Below are 25,050 nucleotides of genomic sequence, written 5' to 3'. Positions count from 1 at the left end.
AGTCATGCGGGGCGGGAAATTGCGGCAACCTCACACCCTTTGTGCCAACCGCGCGCCCGTGATCACGGAAGTTGTCAACCTGTCTGAGACAGATTGGTGTTGATCCCGGTGGGTCCGGGGAGGTCGGGGGCTGTCGGTCGCGACCGATAGCGTTCGGGGTGGTTGACGTACGCGCGGTCGAGTGCACGCTGGCGTCGATGTTGAGTGTCAGCGGCGATCCCGGTGTGCACCTCGTGCGGGGTGTGCCGGCCGAGACCGCTGTGGCGGTGCTCAGTGGCGTAGCGGTGCAGGAATTCTGTTGTCCACGTGCGCGCGTGGTCGATGTCGACGAAGTGGTGTGGGCAGTTGAGGTCGTATTTGATGGTTTTGAACAGCGACTCCGAGAATGGGTTGTCGTCGCTGACTCGGGGCCGTGAGTAGGTAGGCACGATGTTCTTTTCGACCAATGATGTGACGAGGGCATCCGATCGCATCACCGCGCCGTTGTCTGCATGCACTCCTCTCGGTGCGCCGAATTGTTCGACTGCGCGGGCGAACATCTCGACCGCCAAGTCGGAGCTTTCGTTGTATTCAATACGCCAGCCGACCGGGTAGCGGGAGAACACGTCGATTGCCAAGTACAGCCTGTATCGGTCTTGTGTCCTCGGGCCGCGGAGTTCTGTGACATCCCAGGACCACAATTCACCGACGTCGCCGGCGTGCACGATCGGCTTGCTGCGGTGCTGAACGAGGCCGCCCAGTTTGCTGCGTCGCCGATCGCCCACTAAACCCTGTGAGGCGGCGATCCGGTAGAAGGTACGTTCACTGCAGTCGACTTTCTCGGAGTCGAAAGCGCGCCAATATGTTTGCACCACAGACAGATCGGCGTACTCGTCCTCTTCCAGTACCGACACAACCGTCGTACGTTCAGGTGCGGTGAGCGCGGCCGGCTGGTGTCGATTGTTGTGTGGAGTCGGATTCGTCACCGGACGGTAGTGGTTGTAATCGTGGGCTATCCGGTAGTAGGTCGAGCGCGGGATGCCGACAAGTTCGCATCCGTTTCCGACCCCGACGTCGGCTGCGACGAGTTCGCCGACGAGTGCTATCAGGACAGTTTGTTGCGCTCTAGCCACAGTGCGTATTCGCTCGCGCTCAGTAGTGTTACCGGAATCTCGGTGGGGTCCTCGTCCGGCGAGCTCGTGGTGATTCCCTCCAAGAGCTCGTACGCTTTTCCCAAAATTTCTTGCACCGCCTCACTTTGGGCGAGTTTGCGTTTGAGTTCTCGATTTTCTTTGCGCAACTTGTCGAACTCAGCGCGGTCGAAATTCTCCATGCGGCGAAGCGACCTCTCCTCTGCTGCCGATGCCATCTGCGCTTTGTATTCTCCCGCATCTCGACTACGGAGCCAGTTCCGCACGGTCGACTTGGCGAGGTTGTGCTCACGGAGCAGTCGAACCTTTGCCCCATGATCGGTGCACAGGTCCCACTGCTCGACGAACGCGATCCGAAACGCAACCGGAAACGTCCGGCCGCCAGTAGTGGTTCGTCCGATCTCGATGTCGATCACAAGCATCTCGATTCCCCACGCCCAGGCCAGGACGTGTCTCACGATCATCCTGGCAAAGAACGAGAACAGGGACGCGCGGTCAGGAAAAAGAGTGTGAGGTTCCACCACGCGCCGGAACCACAACACCCCGCCCCACACAGTGTGGGACGGGGTGTTCCCGTGTAACAGAGTCCTACTTACCGGCCTCCGCGGCCCGCAGGTCCTTGCGCAGAATCTTGCCTGCCGCAGACTTCGGCACGGTGTCGATGAACTCGACGCGTCGTACCTTCTTGTGCGGCGACACGCGCTCGGAGACGAAGGCGATGATGCCTTCCTCGTCGATCGTGGCCCCCTGCTGGCGGACGACGAATGCCTTGGGGATTTCCTCGCCCTCGTCGTCGAGCACACCGATGACGGCGGCGTCGGCGACCTGGTCGTGCGTGAGCAGCAGTGCTTCGAGCTCGGCCGGGGGCACCTGGTAACCCTTGTACTTGATCAGTTCCTTGAGGCGGTCGACGATGTAGACGACGCCCTCGTGGTCCGCCACGGCGATGTCACCGGTGTGCAGGTAACCGTCGGAGTCCAGGGTTTCCGCGGTGGCGGAGGGATTGTTGAGGTACCCCGCCATCACGTTCGGTCCCTTGACCCACAGCTCGCCCGGCTCGCTCAATCCCTCTGTGGGAAGCTCGATTTCGTTGCCGGTGCCGGGGTCGACGAGCTTGTTCTCGGTGTTCGCCAGTGGCAGGCCGACCGAGCTGAGCGGCATGTCGTCGCGGTCGAACGGGATGGCGTGGCTGACGGGGCTGAGCTCGCTCATGCCGTAGCCCTGACGCACCCGTGTGTTCAGACGCTTCGCGACGGCCTTCCCGAGTTCCTCGTCCAGCGGCGCGGCACCCGAGAAGATGGTGTGCACGCTGGACAGGTCGTACTGATCGATCATCGGGTGCTTGGCGAGCGCGACGGCCACCGGCGGTGCGATGAACAGGTAGGTCAGCTTCTGGTCCTGGATGATCCGAAGGAACTCGACGAGGTCGAACTTCGGCATCGTCACCAGGTGCGCACGCAGCTTCAGCGCGATGTTGAGCAGCACTGTGAGGCCGTAGATGTGGAAGAACGGCAGCAGCGCCAGGATGGCGTCGTCGCTGTCGATACCCACGCGCGGTTCCATCTGTGCCACGTTCGCGACGAGGTTGCGGTGAGTGAGGATGACGCCCTTCGGCACACCCGTCGTACCGGAGGAGTACGGCAGCACTGCGACGTGCGTGGCCGGATCGAACGAGACCTCGGGGGCAGGTGCGCCCTGAGTGAGCAGGTCGCGCAGGTTCGGATGCCCCTCGGCACCGTCCAGAACGATGACGTGGTCCGCGTCGATGCCGACCTTCTCCGCGGCGGCCTTGGCCTGCGGGTACAGCGGCGAGACGGTGAACAGGAACTTCGCGCCCGAGCCGGTGAGCTGCTTGGCGATGTCCTCGGCGGTGTACAGGGCATTGATCGTCGTCGCGGTTCCGCCGGCGCGGAGAATGCCGTGCAGCACCGACGCGAACGCGGGCACGTTGGGCGAGTGCAGTCCGACGACGTCGCCCACTGCGAGTCCGCGCGCAGCGAGAGCTCCTGCGATGGCGTCGATCTGACCGATCAGGGTCTTGTACGTGGTCACGTCGCCCGACGTGCCGTCGATCAGTGCCGGCTTGTCGAGGTCCGACTCGGCGATGGAACCGAACAGGAAGTCGTAGACGCTGAGCTCTGGAATCTCGACATCGGGAAAGGGACTGCGGAAACTCATGGCTCTCCTTCGAAGAACTGCGGCAACAATGAATCGAACCCTACAGTGAAAGCGGTCACAACGGACAAGGACCCTACCGCCGAGTCAGATGGCGAAACCGTCAACTTCGGGACGCGTAGGGTTTGCCTGCAGCGGCCGGTCCTCGCACGTGTCCCACCAGCCCGGCCACCGCGAAAATAGTGACCACATACGGCAGCATCAGCATGAATTCGCTGGGTACCGGCGACCCGATGATGCCGAGCACGTTCTGCAGATTCGAGGCGAATCCGAACAGCAGTGCAGCCAGCGTCGCGCGTACCGGATCCCAGCGGCCGAAGATGACCGCGGCGAGAGCGATGTAGCCGGCACCGGCTGTCATCTCCTTGCCGAACGCTCCGACGGAACCGAGCGTGAAGTAGGCACCACCGAGTCCGGCGATGGCACCGGCGAGGCAGACGTTCCAGAACCGGGTGCGTGCGACGTTGATTCCGACGGTGTCCGCAGCTTGCGGATGTTCGCCGACGGCGCGCAGTCGCAGACCCCACTTGGTGTGGAACAGCCCGAAGAAGACGAGCGCGACGGCGATGTACATCAGGTAGACGATGAGTGTCTGCCGAAACAGCACCGGCCCGAGAATCGGAATCTGCGAGAGCACCGGAATGTCGATGCGCGCGAAGCGCGGTGGCGAGTTGAGTGTCTCCGCGTTCTTGGTGAGCACCACCGAATACAGGAAACTCGTCAGTCCGACGACCAGGACATTGAGCACCACACCCACGATGACCTGGTTGACGAAGTAGCGGATGGAGAACACCGCCAGCAGTGATGCGGTCAGCGCACCCGCAACCAGCGCAGCGAGCAGCGCGACGTACGGAGAACCGGTGATCGACGCGACGACGGCGCTGACGAACGCGCCTGCGAGCAGCTGGCCCTCGATGGCGATGTTGATGACGCCGACACGCTCGGAGATCACCCCGCCCATCGCGCCGAAGATCAGCGGCGTGCTGAGAGCGACTGCGCCGATGAGCAACCCGGGCACCGGAATGGTCTCACCGTCGGCTGCCCAGGCCAGGAATCCGAACACGAACAGGACTGCGAACACCGCCGACAGCCACAGCGGCGTCGAGCGGTACTGCGAGGCGAGCATCGCCGTGTACGCGGTGATGACGGCCAGCGCCGCGACCACGACCAGGCCGGTGCCGAACGACGGCACGCTCACTTCCGGCAACGCGAAGAAATCGCCCTCCGACGCGAGCGCGAATGTGCTTGTCCCCGAGCCTCGATTGACGACGAACAGCACCAGCGCGAGCAGTGTCACGACCCCGAGGATCGACGGCACCTTCCAGCTCCGCCCCAGTCCCGTCCCGGCGGGAGCATCAGTAGAGGTAGCGGTGGTCACAGTGCTCCCACCTTCGCGGTCTCGGCTTTCGCGAGCTGCTCTTCACCCGGTTTGGGCAGTCGGAACACCGCTCGAACCAGTGGCGGTGCGGCGATGAACAACACGATCACCGACTGCACGACGAGCACGATGTCGATGGGGATGCCTTCGGCTGCCTGCATGGCGAACCCGCCGGCCTTGAACGCGCCGAACAGGATTCCCGCAACGAACACACCCCAGGGTTTCGACCGCCCGAGCAGTGCGACGGTGATGGCGTCGAATCCGATTCCGGCGTCGATGTCAGCACTGAAACCGGTGGTGACGGTACCCAACACCTGGGCAACTCCGGCGAGGCCGACCAAAGCACCCGACAGAATCATCGCGTACAGATAGATTCGGTTGACGTTCATACCGGCGACGCGCGAGGCGTGCGGATTCTCGCCGACGGCGCGGAAGCGGAATCCGAGACTCGATCGCTCGAGCAGCCACCACACCGCGACGGTCACGAGGATCACCAGCACGAATCCGAGGTGCAGGCTGTATCGGTCGCCGAAGAGCTTGGGAAACACCGCAGTCGACGCGATGGGAGCGGTCTTGGGGTTGTTCGATCCCGGTGCCTGCAGCGCACCGGGTGTGCGCAGCAGGTAGGAGATGAGATAGAAAGCGATGTAGTTGAGCATGATGGTGACGATCACTTCGTGAGCGCCGGTGCGCGCCTTGAGGAATCCGGCGATACCGCCCCACACCGCGCCGCCCAGCACACCGGCGAGGACGGCAACCAGCAGGTGCAGTCCGGCCGGCAGATTCACACCGAATCCCACCCAGCCTGCGCACGCTGCGGCGATGAGCATCTGGCCTCGGCCACCGATGTTGAACATTCCGACTCGGAATGCAAGTGCCACACCGAGTCCCGCGACGATCAACGGAGTGGCGAACGTCAGCGTCTCCATGAGCGGACGAATGCCGTTCTCGAATCCCGGCCGCCGAAAGTTGTACACCGAACCCTGGAACAGCGATGAATACGCTCCCGACACGGAATCCCAGATCGCCGTCAACATGTCCGAGGGACGAGAGAAGAAGTAGCCCGCCGACTCCTGAACACCGTCGTCGGTAGCGGCGATGAGCACGGCACCGACCACCAATGCGAGCAGTACCGCAAGAACCGAGATGATGGCGCTGCCGGTGAAGATCTGCCGAAGCACCACATGAGACTTCGAGGGTTGCTCGGCACTATTCACCGCGTTCACCACCCATCATCAATCCGAGTGTTTCGCGGGACGTATCCCCGGGGACGATTCCCACGATTGCTCCTCGATACATGACGGCGATGCGGTCGGCCAGTGCGGCAACCTCATCGAGTTCGCTCGACACCACGATGACCGGGATCCCCGAGTCACGGGTGGCGACGATGCGCTTGTGCACGAATTCGATAGATCCGACGTCGATTCCGCGAGTCGGCTGGGCGGCGACGAACAGTCGCAGATCGCGACTCAGTTCCCGCGCGAGCACGACCTTCTGCTGGTTACCACCGGACAGGCGTCCGACGGCGGTGGCGATTCCAGGTGCCCGCACGTCGAACTCGGTCAGCTTCTCCGAGGCGAACGCGTCCAGATAGTCGCGCTGCACCGCTCCGCGCCTGACGAACGGCATGCTGTTCGAGCGATCGAGCATCAGGTTCTCGGCGATGGAGAATTCGCCCACCAGGCCATCGGAGGTGCGGTCTTCGGGTACGAAGCCGACGCCTGCGTCGAGTACGTCCTGCACCGTCGACCCCACGAGCGAGTTGCCGTCGAGACTGATCGAGCCGGATACGTTGTCCTGCAACCCGAGCAGCGCCTCGACGAATTCGGTCTGACCATTGCCCTGCACCCCGGCGATGGCCAGGATCTCGCCCGCCGCGACCTCGAGGCTGACGTCGTCGACGGTCTTGTTGCCCTGGGAGTCGAACACCGACAGGTTCTCGATCACCAGTGCCGCGTCGCCAGGCGTGGCCGGTTCCTTCGAAACGGTCAGCTGCACATCGCGTCCCACCATCAGTGCAGCGAGCTCGGTGTTGCTGGCGGTCGGCTCCGCTTCTCCGACGACCTTGCCGAGGCGGATGACGGTGATCTTGTCGGCTACTTCGCGGACTTCGCGCAACTTGTGGGTGATGAAGACGATCGTGGTGCCCGACGCCGCGAGTTCCCGCATGATCCGCATCAGATCGTCGGTTTCCTGCGGCGTCAGGACGGCCGTCGGCTCGTCGAACACCAGCACCTTGGCCTCACGGGAGAGCGCTTTGACGATCTCGACCCGCTGCTGCACGCCGACCGGAAGATCGTCGACGAGAGCATCGGGATCGAGGTCGAAGCCGAACCTCGCGGAAATCTCTCGTACCAGCTTTCGTGCTGCCACGAGATCGAGTCGTCCACCGAGCGAGGTGGTTTCGTTACCGAGCACGATGTTCTCGGCCACGGTGAACACCGGAATCAGCATGAAGTGCTGATGCACCATGCCGATGCCGGCGGTCATCGCCTCGCCCGGTCCGGCGAAATTCTGCTCGACGTCGTCGAGCAGAATCTGGCCCTCCTCGGCGCGATACAGGCCGCTGAGCACGTTCATCAACGTGGATTTGCCTGCACCGTTCTCGCCGAGGAGACAGTGGATCTCGCCGGATTCGACGCTCAGATCAATGTGGTCGTTGGCGATCAACGAACCGAATCGTTTGGTGATACCGCGAAGTTCGAGCTTCATGAACTAGTTGGGTGCGGACGGCGACTCGACGGTGATGGACCCGTCGATGATGCCCGCCTTGATCGTGTCCAACTCGCCCTGCAACGCGGGATCGACCTCGGACTCGAAGTCGTGGAACGGTGCGATACCCACCCCGTCGTTCTCCAACGTGCCCACGTACGGGGTGTTGTCGAACGCATCGGCGCCGGAGTTGGCCACGACCTCGTCGACGCTGGTCTTGAGGCCCTTGGTCACCGACGTGAGCAGCAGGTCGCCGACCGAGGGGTCGGATTCGAATACGTCGGCGTCGGCACCGATCAGGGCGACCGGACGCGAGGAATCCCGAATGGCCTGCGCCGCACTCTGATAGATGGGTCCACCGACCGGGAAGATGACGTCGGCGTTCTGGTCGATCAGACCCTGAGCGGTGTTCTTTGCAACCTCGTTGGCGGTGAACCCGCCGGTGAACGAGCCGTTCTGCGAGGGCACGTCCCAGCCGATGACTCGAACCTGCTCGCCCTTCTGCTCGTTGAAGTAGTTCACGCCGTCGGCGAAACCGTCCATGAAGATGGTGACGGTGGGCAGCTGGGAGCCGCCGAACGTGCCGACCACTCCCGTGGTGCTGTAGCTCGCGGCGGCATAGCCGGCGAGGAATGCGGACTGCGACGCGTCGTAGGTCAACGGTTTGACGTTCGGCAGGTCGATCGTCGAGTCGTCGATGATCGCGAAGTCGATGTCGGAGTTGGCCTCGGCGGCAACCTTGGTGGCGTCGGCCAGATCGAATCCGACGGTGACGATGAGGTTGCAGCCCTGATCGACGAGGTTGTTGATGTTGGGGCCGTAGTCGGTGGGCGAGGCGGACTCGACGGTGCGGGGCTCGACGCCGAGCTCCTCGGATGCCTCGGTCAATCCCTCGAATCCGAGCTGGTTGAACGACTTGTCGTCGAACCCGCCGCTGTCGGAGACCATGCAGGGCAGGAAGTCACTCGACCCGCCACCGCCCGAGGCCTCGTCTTCGGGAGCAGATCCACAGCCTGCGATCAGGGCGATGGCACCGAGCGACGCGACGCCGCCGAGTGCTGCCTTCCGCGTACTCGTGCGGGTAACGAATGACAAGATGTCCTCCAATTTAGATGTACTTCGTCTGGTTCGGGACGCTACTCGCGCGGGCGAGGGTGCGCAGGATTTCACTCAGGCCTTCTTGTCGGGCAAGCTTCCGCCTTCACGGAGCACTTTCGCTTCGTCCTCACGCACCATCACTGCCGGCCCCGCTGCCACCACCGATGGGTTCGGTGGCGTACCGGGCTTGAATACGTTGAAGAATACGTTGAGCACCACCGCCACGATGCTGGCGGCACTGATTCCGGAGTGGAAGATGGTGACGAACCAGTCCGGGAATTCGTCCCAGAAGTCGCTCGCTACAACGGGAATGAGGCCGAATGCCAAGGTCACGGCCACGATGACCACGTTGGAGTTGTTGTCGTAGTTCACCTTGCCGAGGGTGCGGATTCCGCTGGCGGCGACCGTTCCGAACAGTGCGATGCCTGCACCTCCCAGAACCGGCAGCGGGACGACCCCCACGACGGCCGCGAGAACGGGCGAAAGCCCCAGCAGCGCAAGCACGCCGCCACCCACGGCGACGACGAACCGGCTCTTGATGCCCGTCATCGCCACCAGTCCCACGTTCTGCGCGAACGCTGTGGCCGGGAATGTGTTGAAGATCGGGGCGACGGCCGAGGACACCATGTCGGCGCGCAGACCGTCGCCGACGCGCTTGGAGTCGACGTCGGTTCCGACGACCTCACCGACGGCGAGGATGTCTGCGGTGGTCTCGACCATGATCACCAGGATCACGATGGTCATCGACAGGATCGCGCCGACGGCGAAGATCGGTGACCCGAACGCGAACGGCGTCGGTACGGCCACCACGGACGCCTCACCGACACCGCCGAAGTCCGTCTTGCCGACGATCAGCGCCGCGATGGTCCCCACGACGAGTCCGAGCAGGATCGACAATCGCGACAGCCCGGGAATCTTGGTCATCACCAGCACCGCGAGGAGGGTGAACATCGCCAACCCGATGTTGGCCGGGTCGAGGTAGTTCGGGTTCGGGGCCCCGCCCACCATTTCCTGGCCGGTGATCCACCGCGCCGCGACCGGCATCAAAGACAGACCGATCACGGTGATGATGCTGCCGGTCACCAGCGGCGGAAAGAAGCGGATGACCTTCGAGAAGAACGGCGCGATGGCCAAACCGATCAGCGCGGCCACCAGCACGGCACCGAGAACGGTGCGCAAACCGGTTCGTCCGTCTTCGGCACTGCCGATGATCGTCAGCACAGTCGAGACGGAAGCGAACGAAATTCCCTGTACGAGTGGCAATTGCGAGCCGAAGAACGGAATGCCGACGGTCTGCAATACCGTGGCCAGGCCGCTGACGAACAGGGCGCACGAGATCAACAGCGCTTGGTCGGCTCCGGACAATCCGGCTGCTCCACCGACAATGATGGGGACGGCGATGACGCCGCCGAACATGGAGAGAATGTACTGCAGGCCGTAACCGAACATCTGCAGCACCGGCGGGCGAGCGTCTTCAGGCCTGGTCATGGATGTCAGGCTAGGAACCGGACGTTACGGGCGGCGACCCCGACCCATTTCGAGCGAGTTACGCTTGCTCGGCCTTGTCTGCTTCCACCAGATGCTCGAACGCCTTCAGGTTCGCCAACGATTCGCCGCGCGAGACCCGCCAGGCCCATTCACGTTTGATGGACTCCGCGAACCCCAGCTCGAGCAGCACGTTGAAGTCGCCGTCGGCGGCCTCGAGGGTCTGCCCGAAGATGCGATCCAGTTCGTCACCGTCGACAGCGCGCAACGACATTCGGCCAACGAGATAGATGTCGCCGACCTTGTCGATCGTGTAATGCACCCCGTAGAGACGACGGTTTCGACGCAGCAGGTACTTGTAGACGCCCTCGAAGTTCTCGTCGGGCTTGCGGCAGACGAACGCTTCGATGCGCACCCCGTGATGCCCGACGGTCAGCATCGTCGTCGTCTTCAGTTTGCGTTCCCCGGGCAGTTCGACGGTGAACACCTCACCGCGCCGCGTGAAGTCCAGTTCGCGATCCTTCAGGACCCGGTCGATCAGTTCGGCGGTCTCGCTCATGCAGTCACTGCTCCCGATCTGCGTAGTTTCGACAATCCTCGGACGCGTCGCGGCGAGAACTCGCTCGGTGCCTCGCCGCGATCGAAGTGGAATTCGGCCTGGCGGTAACTCTCGATGAGGCCGTCCGCGGTGTGCTCCCACGAGAAGTTCTCCGCATGCCGCGGTGCAGCACTTGCCATGTCCGCCAACGCAACTCGATCCGAGAGCATGGACGCGAGCGCATCGGCCCAATCCTCAATGCGATGGCCCTGCACCAGCCGACCGGTCTCACCCGATCGCACGGCCACACCGAGACCGCCGACATCGGCTGCCAACACCGGCGTTCCGCAGGCCTGTGCCTCGATCGCGACCAGACCGAACGATTCGTTGTAACTCGGCACCGCAACGACATCCGCGGCGCGGTAGATCTGTGCCAGCTTCGACGACGGTTGCGGCGGCATGAACGTCACCCGCGCAGCGATACCGAGGCTGTCGGCCAGATCGATGAGGCTGTCGGGCCGATCCAACCCGCTGCCCGACGGCCCGCCGACGATGAGTACCCGAAGCGGCGACGAGGGCTCTCGCTGTAGCACTTCGGCCGCGGCCGCAATGAGCACGTCCGGAGCCTTGAGCGGTTGGATGCGTCCGACGAATGCGACGATCGACTCGTCGGGGTTCAGACCCAACTCGGCGCGAGCCGCGAGCTTGTTCCCCGGATTGTATTGCGCCAGATCGGCTCCCGGCGCAACCACGTCGATCGAGTCTTGCGAGGCCCCGTAGATCTCGACGAGGGATTTCGCTTCTTCGGTGGTGTTGGCGATCAGCCGGTCTGCCTCGGCCACCACTTGCTGCTCGCCGATCTGGCGCGCCGCGGGCTCCGGTGAGTCGCCGTGCGCCAGGGACGCGTTCTTCACGGCGGCGAGAGTGTGCGCGGTGTGTACCAGCGGCACTCCCCACCGATCGCGAGCGAGCCAGCCCACTTGCCCCGAGAGCCAGTAGTGCGAATGCACCAGGTCGTAGTAGCCCGGCTCGTGCCGCGCTTCCTCACGCAACACCCCGGCCGCGAACGCGCACAGTTGGGTGGGCAGATCGTGTTTGTCCAGCCCCTCGAACGGACCTGCGACGATGTTGCGCACCAGCACTCCCGGCGCGGCCTCGACCACAGGGGCATCGGTCGACGACGTCGCCCGGGTGAAAATCTCGACCTCGACACCCCGCTTGGCCAGCTCTTTGGCACTCTGCAACACGTAGACGTTCATTCCGCCGGCGTCACCCGTTCCAGGTTGCGCGAGGGGGGAGGTATGCAAGGACAACACAGCGACCCTGCTCAGCTGGTGTCCAGTCACTCCTTCAGTGTGCACTCCTCCACATTACGTCTCGATAACTACCCCTTCAGACGACCGGGCAGGCTCAGACCGTCCACGAACTTGCTGACCTCGGTGAAGAACCTCTCCGGATCTGCGACGAAAGGCCCGTGATTTACGCCTTCCCAGTACGACGCCACGGCAGCGGGAATCAGCTCCGCCGCGTGACGGCCGGCGGAGACGTCGACGACGGTGTCCTCGGTTCCGTGCAGTACCAACGCCGGCACGTCGAGGGTGCGAAGCAGGTCGTCGTGCCCGACGGCCCGATCGAACAAGGCAGCGCGCACTCGGGGCCGGGTGGACAGCGTCAACCCGAACAGGGCCTGCGCCTCGGTACCTTTCCCCTCCGTGGGGCCGGTAAGAGCATGCCCGAAGCTACCGAGCGCTTTGATGGCGACGCGGGGCTCCTCGGCCATCGCACCGGGGATCGCCGCCCGCATTGCCGTCCCCACGCGTCCGCCTGCTTCTCCCCTACCGATGCTGGTGATCGCGCCGACCAGCACGATGCCCGCCACTGCGTCGGACCCGTGTTCGGCGAGGTAGTCACAGATCACCAAGCCGCCGTAAGACCAGGCCAGCAACACCGCCCCGGCGGTGATGCCCTCGGCAGCGAGCACCGCGTCGACGTCTCCGGCCCAGATCTTCGAGTCGTCGTACCCGGCGGCCGGCGCATCGGAGTAACCGTGACCCCGCAGGTCGACGGCGATGACGCGATAGCGCTCGGCCAGGTTCGCCAACAGCCCCTCGCCCCAGCACGCCGAGCTCTGCGCCCATCCGTGCAACAGGATCAGCGGCCTCGCCGCGGGGTCACCGCTGACGCGGTAGACGATATTGGCTCCATCGATGCCGTCGGCCTGACGAATCGGTCCTGCTGCAGGGGTGGTCGTATCGGGCTTGCTCATAGTTGGTGAACCTACGCGGCAGCCCTGCGTATCGACGCGAGCGGATCCGAGTAGAGCGAGCTCAGAGACACCACCGTCGCGGCGTACTCCTGCACCCTGTCGCCGAATCCGGTGACGCGAATATCCCGGCGCGGCAGGGTCGAACGCGCAGTGAATGCCTCTCCCACGTAGGGGATTCCGGCCGGGTACGCGGTGAACGCCTGACCCCCGAGTACGACGCGATCCGGGTTGAACATGTCGCGCAGCAGCGCCACCGTCCGGCCCAGTATTCGAGCGCGTTCGACAAGCAGTTCGTGAGCCGCCGCCGAACCGTCCTGTGCTGCCTGATACACCGCAGCGATGGTCGGACGTGCTTGCGCTGTAACGATTCTGCGGTCGAGAGCAGCAGCGACGACGGCTCGATCGCTGATCGAGGCCTCGAGGCAACCCCTGTTGCCGCATCCGCACAGTGCCGACGATCCGGTGGGCAGGTGTGCGATGGACCCGGGTCCGCTCGCCGGGGTGTGCACGCGGCCGTCGATCGTCAGCGCCATGCCGGCGGTTTCGCGTGCGTAGAAGTAGAGGGAAGTTCCGCTCGCGTTCTGCGCTGCCGCGCCGTCGGACAACCGAGGTGCGAGCAACAACTCCGAGGCCGCCATTGCCTCGACGTGCCCGGAAACCGAGATGGGCAGCCCCAATCCGCCGCCGACGATGCCGGCGACCCGGCCGTTCTCCCACCCCAGTCGCGGGTGACCGACTGTGCCGCTGGAGGTGTCGACGCGGCCGCCGATAGCCACCCCGACCCACAGCGGCGTGCGGCGATGCCACCGCCTCGCGAAGGCACCGGCACTACGCGTGATCGAGGCCAACGCCGACTCGGAAGATCCATTGGGCGTCGGGATTTCGACAGCGCCGACGATCCCTCCACGTAGATCGCTGACGGTGATGCCGGTGACGACGGCACCGATGTGGATGCCGATCGTCGAGAACGGTTCGTGGTTCACCTCGAACGGCACGCGGGGCCGCCCGATCGCCCCCGATGCCGTCAGATCCGCACGCTCGCGCAGCAGACCGACACCGAGCAGGGCCGATACCTGACGATTGACCGTGGCGATGCTCAATCCTGTTGTGCGGGCGGCACTGTCGCGCGATATCGGGCCGTCGACGCAGGCCACCCGCAGGACCGAGGCAGCAGGACTTTCGACGATCCTGAGATCGGGCGGAATCAGCTGAACGCGTGGTCGTGGCCCCGCGAGAGACCGCAGGGAGGTGGAACCGGAGAGGTGGTGCAGTGTGGTTACGGACATCGGTCGTGAATCCTCAGCAGTGGAGACCGTCGTCGCGAGACGAACAACGAGGACGGCGCGAAGTGATGCAGGTCAAGGGGCGGGCACAGTGGTCAGCGAAGACCACGACACGCGAATCGACTGTCCGTAGCTGGATGAAGCTAGAGACAGGTTCCTTGGCCGAGACAACACAGTTCCCGAGGACGCGGCAAGCGAGCACCGAGGGACGCGGTCACATAGGTGACCCGCATCGCGGTGGTCTCGCTGGCGGACATGAACCCAAAATTAGCACCCTCGCGTTCGATGTCCAATCGGGCCCAGGAAGGCACAGGGCACGTCGGGCATAGAATTTCGCCATGACCTCGTCCGAACAGATTTCCCCCGATGCCCGAATCGCCGTCGTCACCGGAGCGAGCTCCGGCATCGGCGCGGCCACCGCCCGCCAACTCGCCGCCGACGGATTTCACGTCGTGATCGGTGCCCGCCGACTCGACCGGCTCGAGGAGTTGGCGTCGGAGATCGGTGGTACTGCTCTGGAACTCGATGTGACGGACGAGGATTCGGTCGCTGCCTTCACCGCGGTCGTTCCCCGCGTCGATGTGTTGATCAACAATGCCGGCGGAGCGAAAGGCCTGGCCCCGGTGATCGATGCCGACCTCGACGACTGGCGCTGGATGTGGGAATCCAACGTGCTCGGTACATTGCGGGTGACAAAGTCGTTGCTGCCCAAGCTGATCGACTCCGGTGACGGCCTGATCGTGACCATCACCTCCGTCGCCGCGTTCGAGGCCTACGACAACGGTTCGGGCTACACCTCCGCCAAACATGCTCAGGCAGTGCTGCATCGGACGTTGCGCGGCGAGCTGCTGGGCAAGCCGGTGCGGTTGACCGAGGTTGCGCCGGGTGCCGTCGAAACCGAGTTCTCGCTCGTCCGGTTCGACGGTGACGCTGCCAAGGCCGACGCGGTCTATCAAGGCATCACACCATTGGTCGCGAGCGACATCGCCGAGGTGATCGGCTTCGTCGCGTCGCGTCCGTCACACGTCAACCTGGATCAGATCATCATCAAGCCGCGCGATCAGGCGGGTCCGGGGCGCTTCTCCCGCAAGTAAATGCCTTCGGCAGTGGTGCGGTTAAGTGCCCCCTGGGGTACATAACCACGCCACTGCGGCTACGCCGCACTCATCGACTCCCACGTCGGCCAGTCGATGGCCCAGTCGTACAGGTCACCGTCTGCCGCCGAGAGGTCGATGCGAGTTCCGGTGACCTCGACGGGGTCGCCGTACATCGCCGTCTGGAAGTACTGCTGCGCGTCGGCGTCGGAGAGGTTGATGCAGCCGTTGGTGACGTTGGACGCGCCCTGCACGCCGGTGGTCAGCGGATTGGCGTGGATGAATTCTCCGTTGTTGGAGATCCGCACCGCCCAGCGCTCGCGGACGTTCTCGTAGAACGGCGGGTTGGACATCAGGAAGTCCTCGTGCTTTTCGGTGACGACATGGATGCCGCTGCGGGTGACGTTGCGGTCCTCGTTCCCTTCGCCGTAGCTGACGGGAATGTCCATGATCGTCGCGCCGTCGCGGACCACCTGCATGCGGTGGCTGGTGGCGTCGGCGATGACGACCTGGCTGCGTCCGATACTGAAGTCGAGAGTGACGTCGTCGGCTCCGTATGCGCCGTCTCCGTAGTTCACGCCGTACAGGTTCGCCTGAACGTTCACAGTGGTTCCGGGAGCCCAATAGTTGGTGGGCCGCCAGTGGATGCGTGAGCCGTTGTCGTCGGGGAACCAGGCCCATGCGCCGGGCGTCGGCGGGTTGGTGGTCACCGTCAACGCCTTCTCGACGGCTGCCTTGTCCGCGATGGCCGAGTCGAACTGCAGGATGATCGGGGCGGCGATCCCGACTTCCTGGCCGTCGCCGATGTTGGTGCTCACCGAGGTTCGGCTGTCGGGTTCGACGGTGGTGAAGGCACCGGTGATGTCGACGGCCTTGTTGTCGCTGCCCAGGGCCGAACCGGACCAGGTGTACTGCACTCCGTACCCGAGCGGTTCGGTGATGGCGTACGAGGTCTTGTCGGGCGAGAGCGCGCCCTGGACGACCTTGCCGTCGGGGTTGGTCAACGCCACCTGGGTGAGCGTTCCGTCGGCCACGGAGACCGAAATCGGCGCGACGGGGCTGACGTCGACTGCACCTGCGACCGGGCTCTCGGTGACCTGCGCGACCGGAGCAGCCTCGGTGGTGGGGGCTGCGGCACCCGAGCCGCCCTCGCCCGATCCGACAGTGCAGCCTGCCACGAGTGCTACCAAGGCGACGAGCACGGCGATCAACCACACCGCACGCGTCCGTTTTGTCTGTTCTACCTGCTCATGCACGTTGTCCAACGTACCTGCGTCTGCGAACTACCCCACTTTTCGGAGAGGTTTTGCGGGCAGTTTCACAGCAAACCGCCGAACGAGTCAGATCTTCTGCGAGCGCAGCTCGTGCCCCTTCGAGGTGAGGCAGCGACCGGTTTCCAGGTTCCAGTCCCAACCATGAAGGTTGCAGGTGAGCTTCTTGCCCTCGACGATGCCGAACTTCGTCAGATCGGCCTTCAGGTGCGGGCACCGACGCTGTATCTCGTAGCCGCCCATCGTGATGGTGGCGGTGTCGTCGTGCGCCTCGGAGAACCAGCCGTCGGCGTACGCGATGCGTTCATCGGTGAGGCACTTGAAGAACGTGTAGAGGAACTCGTTGTATCCACCGACGCGTCGGGCGCGGAAACGGGTGGACAGGAAGATCGAGTTGACCCAGTCCGGCTCTTGATCTCGCACCGCGGTGCGTACCAATTCTGCCGGAATCGTGAAGCTGTACCGGAACTTCTCGTTCGAAATCGTTTCGCGCACTATTCGTTTCGGAAAATCGAGCACAACGGTTTCGTCACCCATGGTGATACCGACCGGATATCCGATGCCATCGCAGATGAGGTCGGTCTGCGCCATGATCGGCTCGAACAGGCCCCGCAACGGACCCAGCAGCGGCTCGCCCTCGGCCGGAGCCCACGCTGCCTTCTCCGCGGCGATCACCGACTCCTGACGCTGGGCGTAGGCCTCGATGTAGTCGGCCTTGCCGGTGGTGAAGATGGCCTCCACCTCGGCCGTCGGGATCGGGTGCTCGTGCGAGAGCAGTTCGGAACCGTCGAAGGTGGCGGCGGTGCCCGGCATCATCAGCAGACCCTTGTCGTGCCCGTGCAGACGCATCTGTTCGAGAAACACCATCTGGTCCGGGAACACGTTGGCCGGGTCGCCGTAGACGTCGTTGAGCGAGCGCAGGTCGTCGTCGAGAAAACACGGCGGGCCTGCCGACGGAATGACCCAGGTGGAGCCGACCTGCTCGATGTACTGCCGTGCTCGATCCATCTGCCGCTGACGCTTCTGGATACCGAAGTTCTTCTTCGCGCGCGAGACCATGTCGTAGACCATCGGGTACCAGATGGCACCCGAGTACTGCAGCATGTGCACGTCCACGGGACCGAACTGCTCGGTCATCATGTCCAGATCCACCGGCCGCGCGTCGTTCATGTTGAACGCGACGGTCTTGCCGTCGGAGACCACGAGACCCGAGTCGCCGATCGGACCGTCTGCCGGTGCGCGCAACGCGATGATCATGATGTCGAGATCGCCCTTGGGTCCCGAGATCGTGTGCTTGACCGAGTCCGTCGTCTCGTAGAACTTGTGGAAGCCCAGCTTCTCGAGCTCGTGCTTGAGGTCCGGCACGGGGTAGTCCGGCAGCAGAACTGTGGCGTCCTTGTTGACGTGCTCGGCCAGATTCTTCGGATCGAAGTGATCCTTGTGCAGGTGCGAGACGTAGAGATAGTCGCAATCACCGAGTGCGTCCCAGTCCAGGCCGGAGTTGTCCGGGAACGGGAACCACGATGCGTAGAACGACGGGTTCACCCACGGATCGCACAGGATGCTCCCGGCGTCGGTCCGAATATGGAATCCCGCATGTCCCACGCTGGTGACCTGCACTGATTTACCTCCTACGAGCTCTTACTTGCAAAGCTCCATCGTATGCGCCGTTTCGGGCGGAACTAACCCAGTGCGCAGTTGACGAGGTCACACTCGGGCGTCAACGTGACCCCGAACTTCTCTCGTACACCGTCTCGGACGTGCGCGGCGAGGGCCATGATGTCCGACGCTGTGGCCCCGCCCCGGTTGGTGATCGCCAGTACGTGCTTGGTCGACAGGGCAGCGGTACCGCGGCCGAACTCGGTGCCGTAACCCCGCGGGAATCCGGAGTTCTGAATGAGCCAGGCGGCCGGAATCTTCGTACCGGCGGGGTCGGGAAAGCTGGGCGCATGGGCGGCCTGCTCGGGCACGTCCGGCAATACGGGATTGAGAAAGAACGAACCGACGCTCCACGTGTCGTGATCGGCCGCGTCGAGCACCATCCCGCGCTCGCCGCGCAGAGCCAGTACGGCTGCGCGTACATCCGGCACCGGCACGACGTCACCGATCTGAACATCGAGTCGCTCCGACAACGCCGCATAGCGCACCGGCAGCGATTCGGTGGTCTTCTTCAACGCGAACGTCACATCCAGAATCACGTAACGCGAGGAACGCTTGAACACCGACGACCGATGCGTTCCGAAGCCGCACTGTTCCGGCGTCCACACCGCCGTCGCTTCGGTTTCCCGGTCGTACACGGTGAGGCTGTGCAGCAATTCCGACGTCGACGCGCCGTAGGCTCCCACGTTCTGAATCGGCGTCGCGCCGGTCGTGCCAGGGATTCCGGACAGCGCCTCCATCCCGGACAGGCCCGCATCGATCGTCGCCTGTACGACGGCATCCCACTCGACGCCCGCGTCGACCGTCACGATCTCACCGTCGATGTCCAGCCGCGAGCCGGTCACCTGGATCACCCGGCCGTCGAACCCGTCGTCACCGACGACCAGATTCGATCCGCCGCCGACCACTAGCACGTCCGTTCCGGCGCGATCGGCGTCGCGCACCAGCGACACCAACTCGTCGCCGGTTGCCGCGACACAGAATTCACGAGCCGGGCCACCCACCCGAATGGTGGTGAGCTCCGAAATTGCAGTAGGCACGGAGTTCCACGCTACCGGTCGCGCACAAGCGCGGCAGCCACCCGGTAACCTGCGGGGATGCCTCGCCCCATTGAGCACAGCTCGACTGTGCCCGCCTCCGCCGACAAGGTCCACGCCGCACTGACATCAGAGCAGTACTGGAAGGACCGCATCGAGCAGATCGGCGGCCCCGGTGCCAGCGTGAAGAGCATCACCGTCGGCGACGGCACCATCGACGTAGTCCTGATCCAGTCGGTCCCCGAGGAAGAGCTGCCGTCCGCGGTCACCGCCTTCAAGAAGGGCGACCTCATCATCGAACGCACCGAAAGTTGGGGACCGTTCGACGGCACCCACGCCGACGGCAGATTCGGAGCCACCGTCGAGGGTGCGCCGGCGCGTATCACCGGCACCACCACACTCGACGGCGTGGGCGAGACGACGATCGTCGCCCTGGCCGGCACCACCGAAGTCAAGGTCCCCATCTTCGGCGGCAAGATCGAGGCGATGATCAGCGAGCAGGTCCTCGCCCTCATCGACAACGAACAGGACTTCACCGGTAACTGGATCGCCGCCAACACGAACGGCTAATCTGGCGCACTATGGCTCGCCGAATGAACTACTCAGCCCGGTTCACCCACTCGACGCAGCAGGTCTACGCAGCGCTGTCCAGTCGCGATCACTGGGACGCGCGCATCGAGGAGATGCGTAAGTACTCGGAGAACGAGCTGAAGAGCTTCGAGGTGTCCGACGTCGGAATCGACATCGTCATGCACCACGTCATCCCGCGTACCGAACTGCCCGACATCGCGCAGACGGTGATGAAGAAAGACATGGTCATCACCCGCAACGTGCATTTCGACGCGTACGGGGAAACCACCGCGGGTCACTACGACGCGTCGATTCCGGCCGGGCCCGGCTCACTCAAGGGCACCACCTCGCTGTTCCCCACCAACGGTGGCTCGACCCTGCGCACGTCCTCGGAGGCCAAGGTGTTCCTGCCGTTCATCGGCGGCAAGCTCGAGCAGCTGATGTTGGTCAACCTCATCGACCTGTGGCGCGGTGAAGGCGAAGTGACCGCCGACTGGCTCGAGAAGAACGCCTAGCCCTGAGCAAGGCCCTGAACAAGCCCGAAGGCGTCATCACCCGCGGCACCACCGGCATCAACCGATTGCGTCGCAGCGACCGTTGGTTGATGCACGACCCCGATGTTCGAAGCGTCCTGCTGGGGTCACCGGATCCCCTCGTCGTCGACCTCGGCTACGGAGCGATGCCGAACACGACGCTCGAACTGGCCGGTCGATTGCGCACGATCCGGCCAGATCTTCGCGTGACCGGCCTCGAGATCGACCCTGCCCGCGTCGTCCCTGGGAGTGCCGGCGTGGAGTTCGCCCGCGGCGGTTTCGAGTTGGCGGGTCTTCGCCCGAACCTGGTGCGGGCCTTCAATGTATTGCGCCAATATCCGGAGGATGCGGTGCCCGGTGCCTGGCAGCGAATACTGTCGGGCCTGGCACCCGGCGGCCTGTTGGTGGACGGTACCTGCGACGAGTTGGGTCGACGCTGCGCCTGGGTGCTGCTCGACGCCGACGGGCCGCGGTCGCTGACTTTGGCCTGGGATCCGTTCGATGTCGAGACGCCGTCGGACATCGCCGAGCGGCTTCCGAAGGTGTTGATACACCGCAACATCGAGGGCGAGCTGATCCACGATCTACTGCAGCGCGCCGATCGAGCGTGGTCGGTGTCGGCTCCCCTCGCGCCCTTCGGACCCCGACTGCGCTGGCGCGCTGCTGTGAACATCCTTGCCGAACAGGGTCTTCCGATCACTCTCCCCCGCCGCCGGATGCGTGACAACGTGCTCACGGTGCCCTGGTCGACGGTCGCCCCCGCAACGTGAATCGGGTGCACCTGACCGCGCTGAGCGCGGTCGGCTGCACCCGATTTCGCGCCTACGTACAGGCGGACAGTGCCAGTTCGACGCGTTCGGCCACTCGATCGGTGTTGCTGCCGGCCTCGGAGTAGAGCGCCTGCGGGTCGACTCGGCCGATGGCGACCGCGTCGCACACCACTTCGTCCAGGGTGATCTGCGAGATGCCGCCCGCAGCGAGGTCGAGCACCGTCCGCACGGGCGTGGTGATGTTGAACGTCCCGGCCGATTCGACGTCACGAGGCTCGAGTCGCAGGCGATGGACTGCGAGACGGGTGTCGGTCAGTCTCAGGTCGCCGAATGCGCAGACGTGCACGAACTGCGGGTGCAGATGGCCGAATCCGTGTAGCTCGGCGGCGCTCTGGTGCGAGATCACTGCCTCGCCGCCGAACCACGCGCACCACATGGCGAACACTTCGAGTTCGCTGCGCGGCCACTGGCCGAGTCGGAACAGGTTCCGCTCGACGCGTGTCCACGTATCGGTTGCCAGGTTGACGCGCACCATCGCCGAGTCGAAGCCGAGCTCTGCGGCCTGCTCGGCTGTGAAGTAGCCGTCCTGACGAGTGGCGAGCGAGTGCAGTTCCTGCACACTCGGTCCTGTCGTACCCATGGAACAAGCGTACGTCACTGTGTGTTACACATCACAAAGTTTGGACTCGAATCCACATACCCGGCGAGTTTCACAGAGCTTGCTCAGAATTGTCAGGAAGACTGCCGGGAATGTCATCCACAGCCAAGCGCAGCACCGTGCCGTTGATCGCAGTCTCCGTCGTCGTGGTCCTTCTCCTCGCTGTCATCGGTGGCGAGTTGTTCGTGCGTCAGCAGATCAAGTCGTGCCTCGCCGGACAGCTCGAATCCGAGCTCGGTAGCCAGGTCGAGGTCGGCCTCGGCCTCAAGCCGGTACTGCTCTCACTGGTGGACAAGAAGGTCTCCTCTGTCACCGTCGACAGCGACGATGCGCGATTCGGACCCGCCGAGGGAATGGTCGTCCATGCCGAGGTGGAAGACGTGAATCTGACACGGACCGCCGACTCCGGCGGCACCATCGGCAGTTCGAGCGCGGATATCTCGTGGTCCACCGACGGCATCACCCGCACCCTGCAGAGTCAGGGCATCGGCGCGATCGTCTCGGGCGTCACCTCGGACGCCTCCGCGGGCACCCTCGAGTTCGCCGTCGGCGCGCTCGCGAACCTGACCGTCAAGCCGCAGGTCGCCGACGGCCGGGTCGATTTTCAGACCGTCGACGCGTCGATCCTCGGTCTGGGCATCCCCACCGATCTGGTCGACTCCGTTGTCGGAGTGCTGACCGACAGCTTGCAGGCCTACCCGTTGGACATGACTCCGACGTCGCTGACCGTCACCGATTCGGGCATCGAACTCGCACTCGAGGGCGGGCAGTACACCATTCCGGCGACGCAGCAGAACCAGAATCAGCCGACCTCCGAGGGTTGCTCGCTGGTCGCATGACCCTCTACTGCAGCCCGTCCAACACCGCGCGCGTTCCCGAGAGTCCCAATCGCGTTGCGCCCGCGTCGATCATGGCCAGGGCGGCCTCCGTCGTACGGATGCCGCCGCTGGCCTTGACGCCCAGTCGGCCGCCGACGGTGTCCGCCATCAATCGCACGGCCTCGACGCTCGCGCCGCCGGCCGGGTGGAATCCGGTGGAGGTCTTGACGAAGTCGGCACCGGCCTTCTCGGCGGCGCGGCAGACCTCGACGATGGCCTCGTCGGACAGGGCTGCGGATTCGATGATCACCTTCAGCACAGCGCTCCCGGCGATGCCCTCGCGAACGGTGACGATGTCGGCCAGCACCGCGTTGTAGTCCCCCGCGATGGCCGCTCCCACGTCGATCACCATGTCGACCTCGTCGGCACCCTGCTGCACCGCGAGGCGCGCCTCGGATCCCTTGATCAACGAATGATGCTTGCCCGACGGGAATCCGGCGACGACGGCGGTGAGCATTCCCTCGGCGCGAATGGGCAACATCGACGGGGAGACGCACACGGCGAGCACTCCGAGCTCGCGGCCCTCCTCGATGAGGGCGGCGACGTCGGCCTCGGTCGCTTCGGGCTTGAGCAGTGTGTGGTCGACCATTCCGGCGAGGGCGGCGCGGGTGAGTGTCATGCCGTCGAGCTTTTCACAGCTCTGCCCTTCGTCACCTCGCCGGACTACGATTTTCGTCCATGACCGCCGCCTCGCTCGCCGCGACCTTCAATGCCACCAGCAGGGAATTCGACACTCTGACGCCTCAGGTCTGGGGACCTGCCGGGCAGTCGCTCGCCTTCGCGCTCGAGTTGGCAACCGGCGACGTCGTGCTGGACGTGTGCTCCGGTACCGGGGCGTCGGCACTCCCTGCGGCGGCCGCAGTCGGTCCCGACGGCATCGTGCACGCCATCGACCTCGCCGACGACCTGTTGGAGGTGGGCCGGCTGAAGGCAACCGATCGGGCCCTGCGCAACATCGACTTCGTCGTCGCCGACGCCACCGAGTGGCAACCGCCGTCGACAGTTCCCGACGCCGGATACGACGCGCTGGTGTGCTCGTACGGCATCTTCTTTCTCCCCGATCCGGAGGCCGATTTCGCGCGGATGGTGTCTCTGGTTCGTCCGGGCGGTCGCGTCGGGGTGACGGTGTGGCGCAAGGGTGCGATCGAGGCATTCGCGGGCACGTTCTTCGAGGTGATCGCTGCCCACTCGGGGCCGAGCGAGCACGACGGGCCACTCGCGCAGGACGGGTACGACAAGCATCCGATCCGGCGGATGGAGACGGCGGATCTCCTCGAGGCCTGGCTCGCGGCCGCCGGCGCGTCCGATGTGCGGGTCGTAGAGCTGTCCAATCACGTACCGGCGACGGAATCGTTCGTGTGGGATCTGGTGCTGGGCAGTGCGATGCGGGGCGCATTGGACCCGTTCGACGACGCAGCCCGCGCGCAGATCCGGAGGGAGTTCGCCGCGCTGCTCACCGAGCGCGGCATTGATTCGATCGATCTCGGGACACTGGTGGCAACCGGAGTTCGCACGCCCTGAGAGAATCCTCGGCATGAGTTCTTCCGTGTCCGAGGATCGCCGCTACGTTCTGTCCCTCGGTTGCCCCGACAAGACGGGCATCGTCGCCCGCATCTCGACCTTCCTCGCCGACGTCGGCGGTTGGATCGTCGAGGCCGCCTATCACGCCGATCCCGACACCGGTTGGTTCTTCACCCGGCAGGCAGTGCGCGCATCGTCGGTGAGCCTGAGCGTCGAGGATCTGCGTGCACGGTTCGCCGAGGTGGCCGCCGAGCTGGGGCCGGAAACCGAATGGGCGCTGCACGATTCGGGCGAACCCAAGCGCGTGGTTCTGCTCGTCAGCAAGGAAGCGCATTGCTTGCACGACCTGCTCGGACGCGCCGCGGGCGGCGAACTGCCCGCCCAGATCTCCGCGGTGATCGGCAACCACAAGTCACTCGAACCGATCGCTGCCGCACACGGCACACCGTTCCATCACGTCGAGTTCGCGAAAGATCCGGCCGAGCGCGGGCCCGCCTTCGAGAAGGTGCGCTCACTGGTCGACTCCTACGACCCCCACGCGGTGGTGCTGGCCCGCTTCATGCAGGTACTTCCGGAGTCCTTGTGCACCCACTGGGCAGGCCGGGCGATCAACATCCACCACAGCTTCCTGCCGTCGTTCGTCGGCGCGCGCCCGTACCATCAGGCGTTCGCTCGGGGCGTCAAACTGATCGGTGCTACGTGCCACTACGTGACGGCCGAGCTCGACGCAGGTCCGATCATCGAGCAGGACGTCATCCGCGTCGATCATTCCGACGAGATCACCGACATGGTGCGTCAGGGCCGCGACATCGAGAAGCTGGTGCTCTCCCGTGGTCTGCGATGGCACCTGGAGGACCGAGTGCTGGTGCACGGCCGCAAGACCGTGGTGTTCAGCTAGCTGTTCTTCCCGGGGAGGTTGTGGACGGTGAGTCGCTCGATGGGTGACTTACCGCCGATGCCTGTGTGGGGTCGGTGGTGATTGTAGTGATGGATC

At 64.5% G+C, this 25,050-nt stretch carries 24 protein-coding genes and 1 pseudogene; 7 read left to right on the top strand and 18 right to left on the bottom strand.

The window, feature by feature from the left end; genetic code table 11:
* Positions 1-74 precede the first annotated feature (74 nt).
* From ACIGGF_RS08445 to ACIGGF_RS08390, 12 genes are all read right to left on the bottom strand, one after another.
* On the bottom strand, positions 75-1,112 hold the full coding sequence (locus ACIGGF_RS08445) for a transposase (protein WP_397520930.1): 1,038 nt from the start codon (positions 1,110-1,112) through the stop codon (positions 75-77).
* Positions 1,085-1,588 carry a hypothetical protein gene (locus ACIGGF_RS08440; protein ID WP_397520929.1) on the bottom strand — a complete coding sequence of 168 codons (504 nt, stop codon included), beginning with the start codon at positions 1,586-1,588 and terminating at the stop codon, positions 1,085-1,087. Before ACIGGF_RS08440 ends, ACIGGF_RS08445 begins: the two co-directional genes overlap by 28 nt.
* Positions 1,589-1,718: 130 nt before the next feature.
* Entirely contained in the window at positions 1,719-3,308 is a 1,590-nt protein-coding gene (locus ACIGGF_RS08435; protein WP_397520928.1) for an AMP-binding protein, read from the bottom strand.
* 100 nt (positions 3,309-3,408) lie between these two features.
* Positions 3,409-4,683: an ABC transporter permease gene (locus ACIGGF_RS08430; RefSeq protein WP_397520927.1), complete on the bottom strand. Its 1,275-nt coding sequence runs from the start codon at positions 4,681-4,683 to the stop codon at positions 3,409-3,411.
* Positions 4,680-5,909: an ABC transporter permease gene (locus ACIGGF_RS08425; protein ID WP_397520926.1), complete on the bottom strand. Its 1,230-nt coding sequence runs from the start codon at positions 5,907-5,909 to the stop codon at positions 4,680-4,682. Before ACIGGF_RS08425 ends, ACIGGF_RS08430 begins: the two co-directional genes overlap by 4 nt.
* Positions 5,893-7,395 carry an ABC transporter ATP-binding protein gene (locus tag ACIGGF_RS08420; RefSeq protein WP_397520925.1) on the bottom strand — a complete coding sequence of 501 codons (1,503 nt, stop codon included), beginning with the start codon at positions 7,393-7,395 and terminating at the stop codon, positions 5,893-5,895. The genes ACIGGF_RS08425 and ACIGGF_RS08420 overlap by 17 nt, the downstream gene beginning before the upstream one ends.
* Positions 7,396-7,398: 3 nt before the next feature.
* The gene (locus tag ACIGGF_RS08415; RefSeq protein ID WP_397520924.1) at positions 7,399-8,490 is read right to left on the bottom strand and encodes a BMP family protein; all 1,092 of its coding nucleotides are present in this window, start codon (positions 8,488-8,490) and stop codon (positions 7,399-7,401) included.
* 75 nt (positions 8,491-8,565) lie between these two features.
* Positions 8,566-9,981, bottom strand: coding sequence for a nucleobase:cation symporter-2 family protein (locus ACIGGF_RS08410; RefSeq protein WP_397520923.1), 1,416 nt, complete (start codon positions 9,979-9,981; stop codon positions 8,566-8,568).
* Positions 9,982-10,039: 58 nt separating this feature from the next.
* The gene (locus tag ACIGGF_RS08405) at positions 10,040-10,537 is read right to left on the bottom strand and encodes a YbjN domain-containing protein (protein WP_397520922.1); all 498 of its coding nucleotides are present in this window, start codon (positions 10,535-10,537) and stop codon (positions 10,040-10,042) included.
* Positions 10,534-11,862 (bottom strand): D-inositol-3-phosphate glycosyltransferase, encoded by a 1,329-nt coding sequence (gene mshA / locus ACIGGF_RS08400; protein ID WP_397520921.1) that lies wholly within the window; start codon positions 11,860-11,862, stop codon positions 10,534-10,536. Before mshA ends, ACIGGF_RS08405 begins: the two co-directional genes overlap by 4 nt.
* 38 nt (positions 11,863-11,900) lie before the next feature.
* Positions 11,901-12,782: an alpha/beta fold hydrolase gene (locus tag ACIGGF_RS08395; protein WP_397520920.1), complete on the bottom strand. Its 882-nt coding sequence runs from the start codon at positions 12,780-12,782 to the stop codon at positions 11,901-11,903.
* Positions 12,783-12,793: 11 nt separating this feature from the next.
* On the bottom strand, positions 12,794-14,068 hold the full coding sequence (locus ACIGGF_RS08390; RefSeq protein ID WP_397520919.1) for an ROK family protein: 1,275 nt from the start codon (positions 14,066-14,068) through the stop codon (positions 12,794-12,796).
* Positions 14,069-14,403: 335 nt separating this feature from the next.
* Here ACIGGF_RS08390 and ACIGGF_RS08385 point away from each other — a divergent pair, with 335 nt between their 5' ends.
* The gene (locus ACIGGF_RS08385; RefSeq protein WP_397520918.1) at positions 14,404-15,159 is read left to right on the top strand and encodes an SDR family NAD(P)-dependent oxidoreductase; all 756 of its coding nucleotides are present in this window, start codon (positions 14,404-14,406) and stop codon (positions 15,157-15,159) included.
* Between the two features lie 59 nt (positions 15,160-15,218).
* Here ACIGGF_RS08385 and ACIGGF_RS08380 read toward each other — a convergent pair whose 3' ends face one another.
* The 3 genes from ACIGGF_RS08380 to ACIGGF_RS08370 form a co-directional block, all read right to left on the bottom strand.
* Positions 15,219-16,415, bottom strand: a complete 1,197-nt coding sequence (locus ACIGGF_RS08380) for an Ig-like domain-containing protein (protein WP_397520917.1) — start codon at positions 16,413-16,415, stop codon at positions 15,219-15,221.
* A gap of 84 nt (positions 16,416-16,499) precedes the next feature.
* A complete protein-coding gene (locus ACIGGF_RS08375; protein ID WP_397520916.1) occupies positions 16,500-18,050 on the bottom strand; it encodes a Rieske 2Fe-2S domain-containing protein in 1,551 nt (516 codons plus the stop codon).
* Between the two features lie 62 nt (positions 18,051-18,112).
* Complete coding sequence (locus tag ACIGGF_RS08370; RefSeq protein WP_397520915.1) at positions 18,113-19,129, bottom strand: UDP-N-acetylmuramate dehydrogenase; 1,017 nt, start codon at positions 19,127-19,129, stop codon at positions 18,113-18,115.
* A gap of 57 nt (positions 19,130-19,186) precedes the next feature.
* Between ACIGGF_RS08370 and ACIGGF_RS08365 the strand changes: the two genes are divergently transcribed.
* From ACIGGF_RS08365 to ACIGGF_RS08355, 3 genes are all read left to right on the top strand, one after another.
* Entirely contained in the window at positions 19,187-19,696 is a 510-nt protein-coding gene (locus tag ACIGGF_RS08365) for a DUF2505 domain-containing protein (protein WP_397520914.1), read from the top strand.
* Positions 19,697-19,707: 11 nt separating this feature from the next.
* Positions 19,708-20,211, top strand: coding sequence for a DUF2505 domain-containing protein (locus tag ACIGGF_RS08360; protein ID WP_397520913.1), 504 nt, complete (start codon positions 19,708-19,710; stop codon positions 20,209-20,211).
* A gap of 89 nt (positions 20,212-20,300) precedes the next feature.
* A complete protein-coding gene (locus ACIGGF_RS08355; protein WP_397520912.1) occupies positions 20,301-20,999 on the top strand; it encodes a class I SAM-dependent methyltransferase in 699 nt (232 codons plus the stop codon).
* Between the two features lie 52 nt (positions 21,000-21,051).
* Here the strand turns inward: ACIGGF_RS08355 and ACIGGF_RS08350 are convergent, their stop codons facing one another.
* The gene (locus tag ACIGGF_RS08350) at positions 21,052-21,639 is read right to left on the bottom strand and encodes a hypothetical protein (RefSeq protein ID WP_397520911.1); all 588 of its coding nucleotides are present in this window, start codon (positions 21,637-21,639) and stop codon (positions 21,052-21,054) included.
* Positions 21,640-21,749: 110 nt separating this feature from the next.
* Here ACIGGF_RS08350 and ACIGGF_RS08345 point away from each other — a divergent pair, with 110 nt between their 5' ends.
* Entirely contained in the window at positions 21,750-22,496 is a 747-nt protein-coding gene (locus tag ACIGGF_RS08345; RefSeq protein WP_397520910.1) for a DUF2993 domain-containing protein, read from the top strand.
* 4 nt (positions 22,497-22,500) lie between these two features.
* Here the strand turns inward: ACIGGF_RS08345 and deoC are convergent, their stop codons facing one another.
* On the bottom strand, positions 22,501-23,154 hold the full coding sequence (gene deoC / locus ACIGGF_RS08340; RefSeq protein ID WP_397520909.1) for a deoxyribose-phosphate aldolase: 654 nt from the start codon (positions 23,152-23,154) through the stop codon (positions 22,501-22,503).
* Positions 23,155-23,213: 59 nt separating this feature from the next.
* Between deoC and ACIGGF_RS08335 the strand changes: the two genes are divergently transcribed.
* A complete protein-coding gene (locus tag ACIGGF_RS08335; protein ID WP_397520908.1) occupies positions 23,214-24,056 on the top strand; it encodes a class I SAM-dependent methyltransferase in 843 nt (280 codons plus the stop codon).
* A 13-nt stretch (positions 24,057-24,069) separates the two neighbouring features.
* Positions 24,070-24,954, top strand: coding sequence for a formyltetrahydrofolate deformylase (gene purU, locus ACIGGF_RS08330; RefSeq protein WP_397520907.1), 885 nt, complete (start codon positions 24,070-24,072; stop codon positions 24,952-24,954).
* Here the strand turns inward: purU and ACIGGF_RS08325 are convergent.
* Positions 24,951-25,050 (bottom strand): annotated as a pseudogene (locus ACIGGF_RS08325) (IS481 family transposase); the annotation flags it as partial. The gene purU and the pseudogene ACIGGF_RS08325 sit on opposite strands and share 4 nt — an antisense overlap.

The organism is Rhodococcus sp. NPDC078407, assembly GCF_044542515.1.
Taxonomy (GTDB): Bacteria; Actinomycetota; Actinomycetes; order Mycobacteriales; family Mycobacteriaceae; genus Rhodococcoides.
The sequence above is the reverse complement of the archived record's forward strand: the minus strand, read 5'-3'. Positions and strand labels throughout refer to the sequence as shown.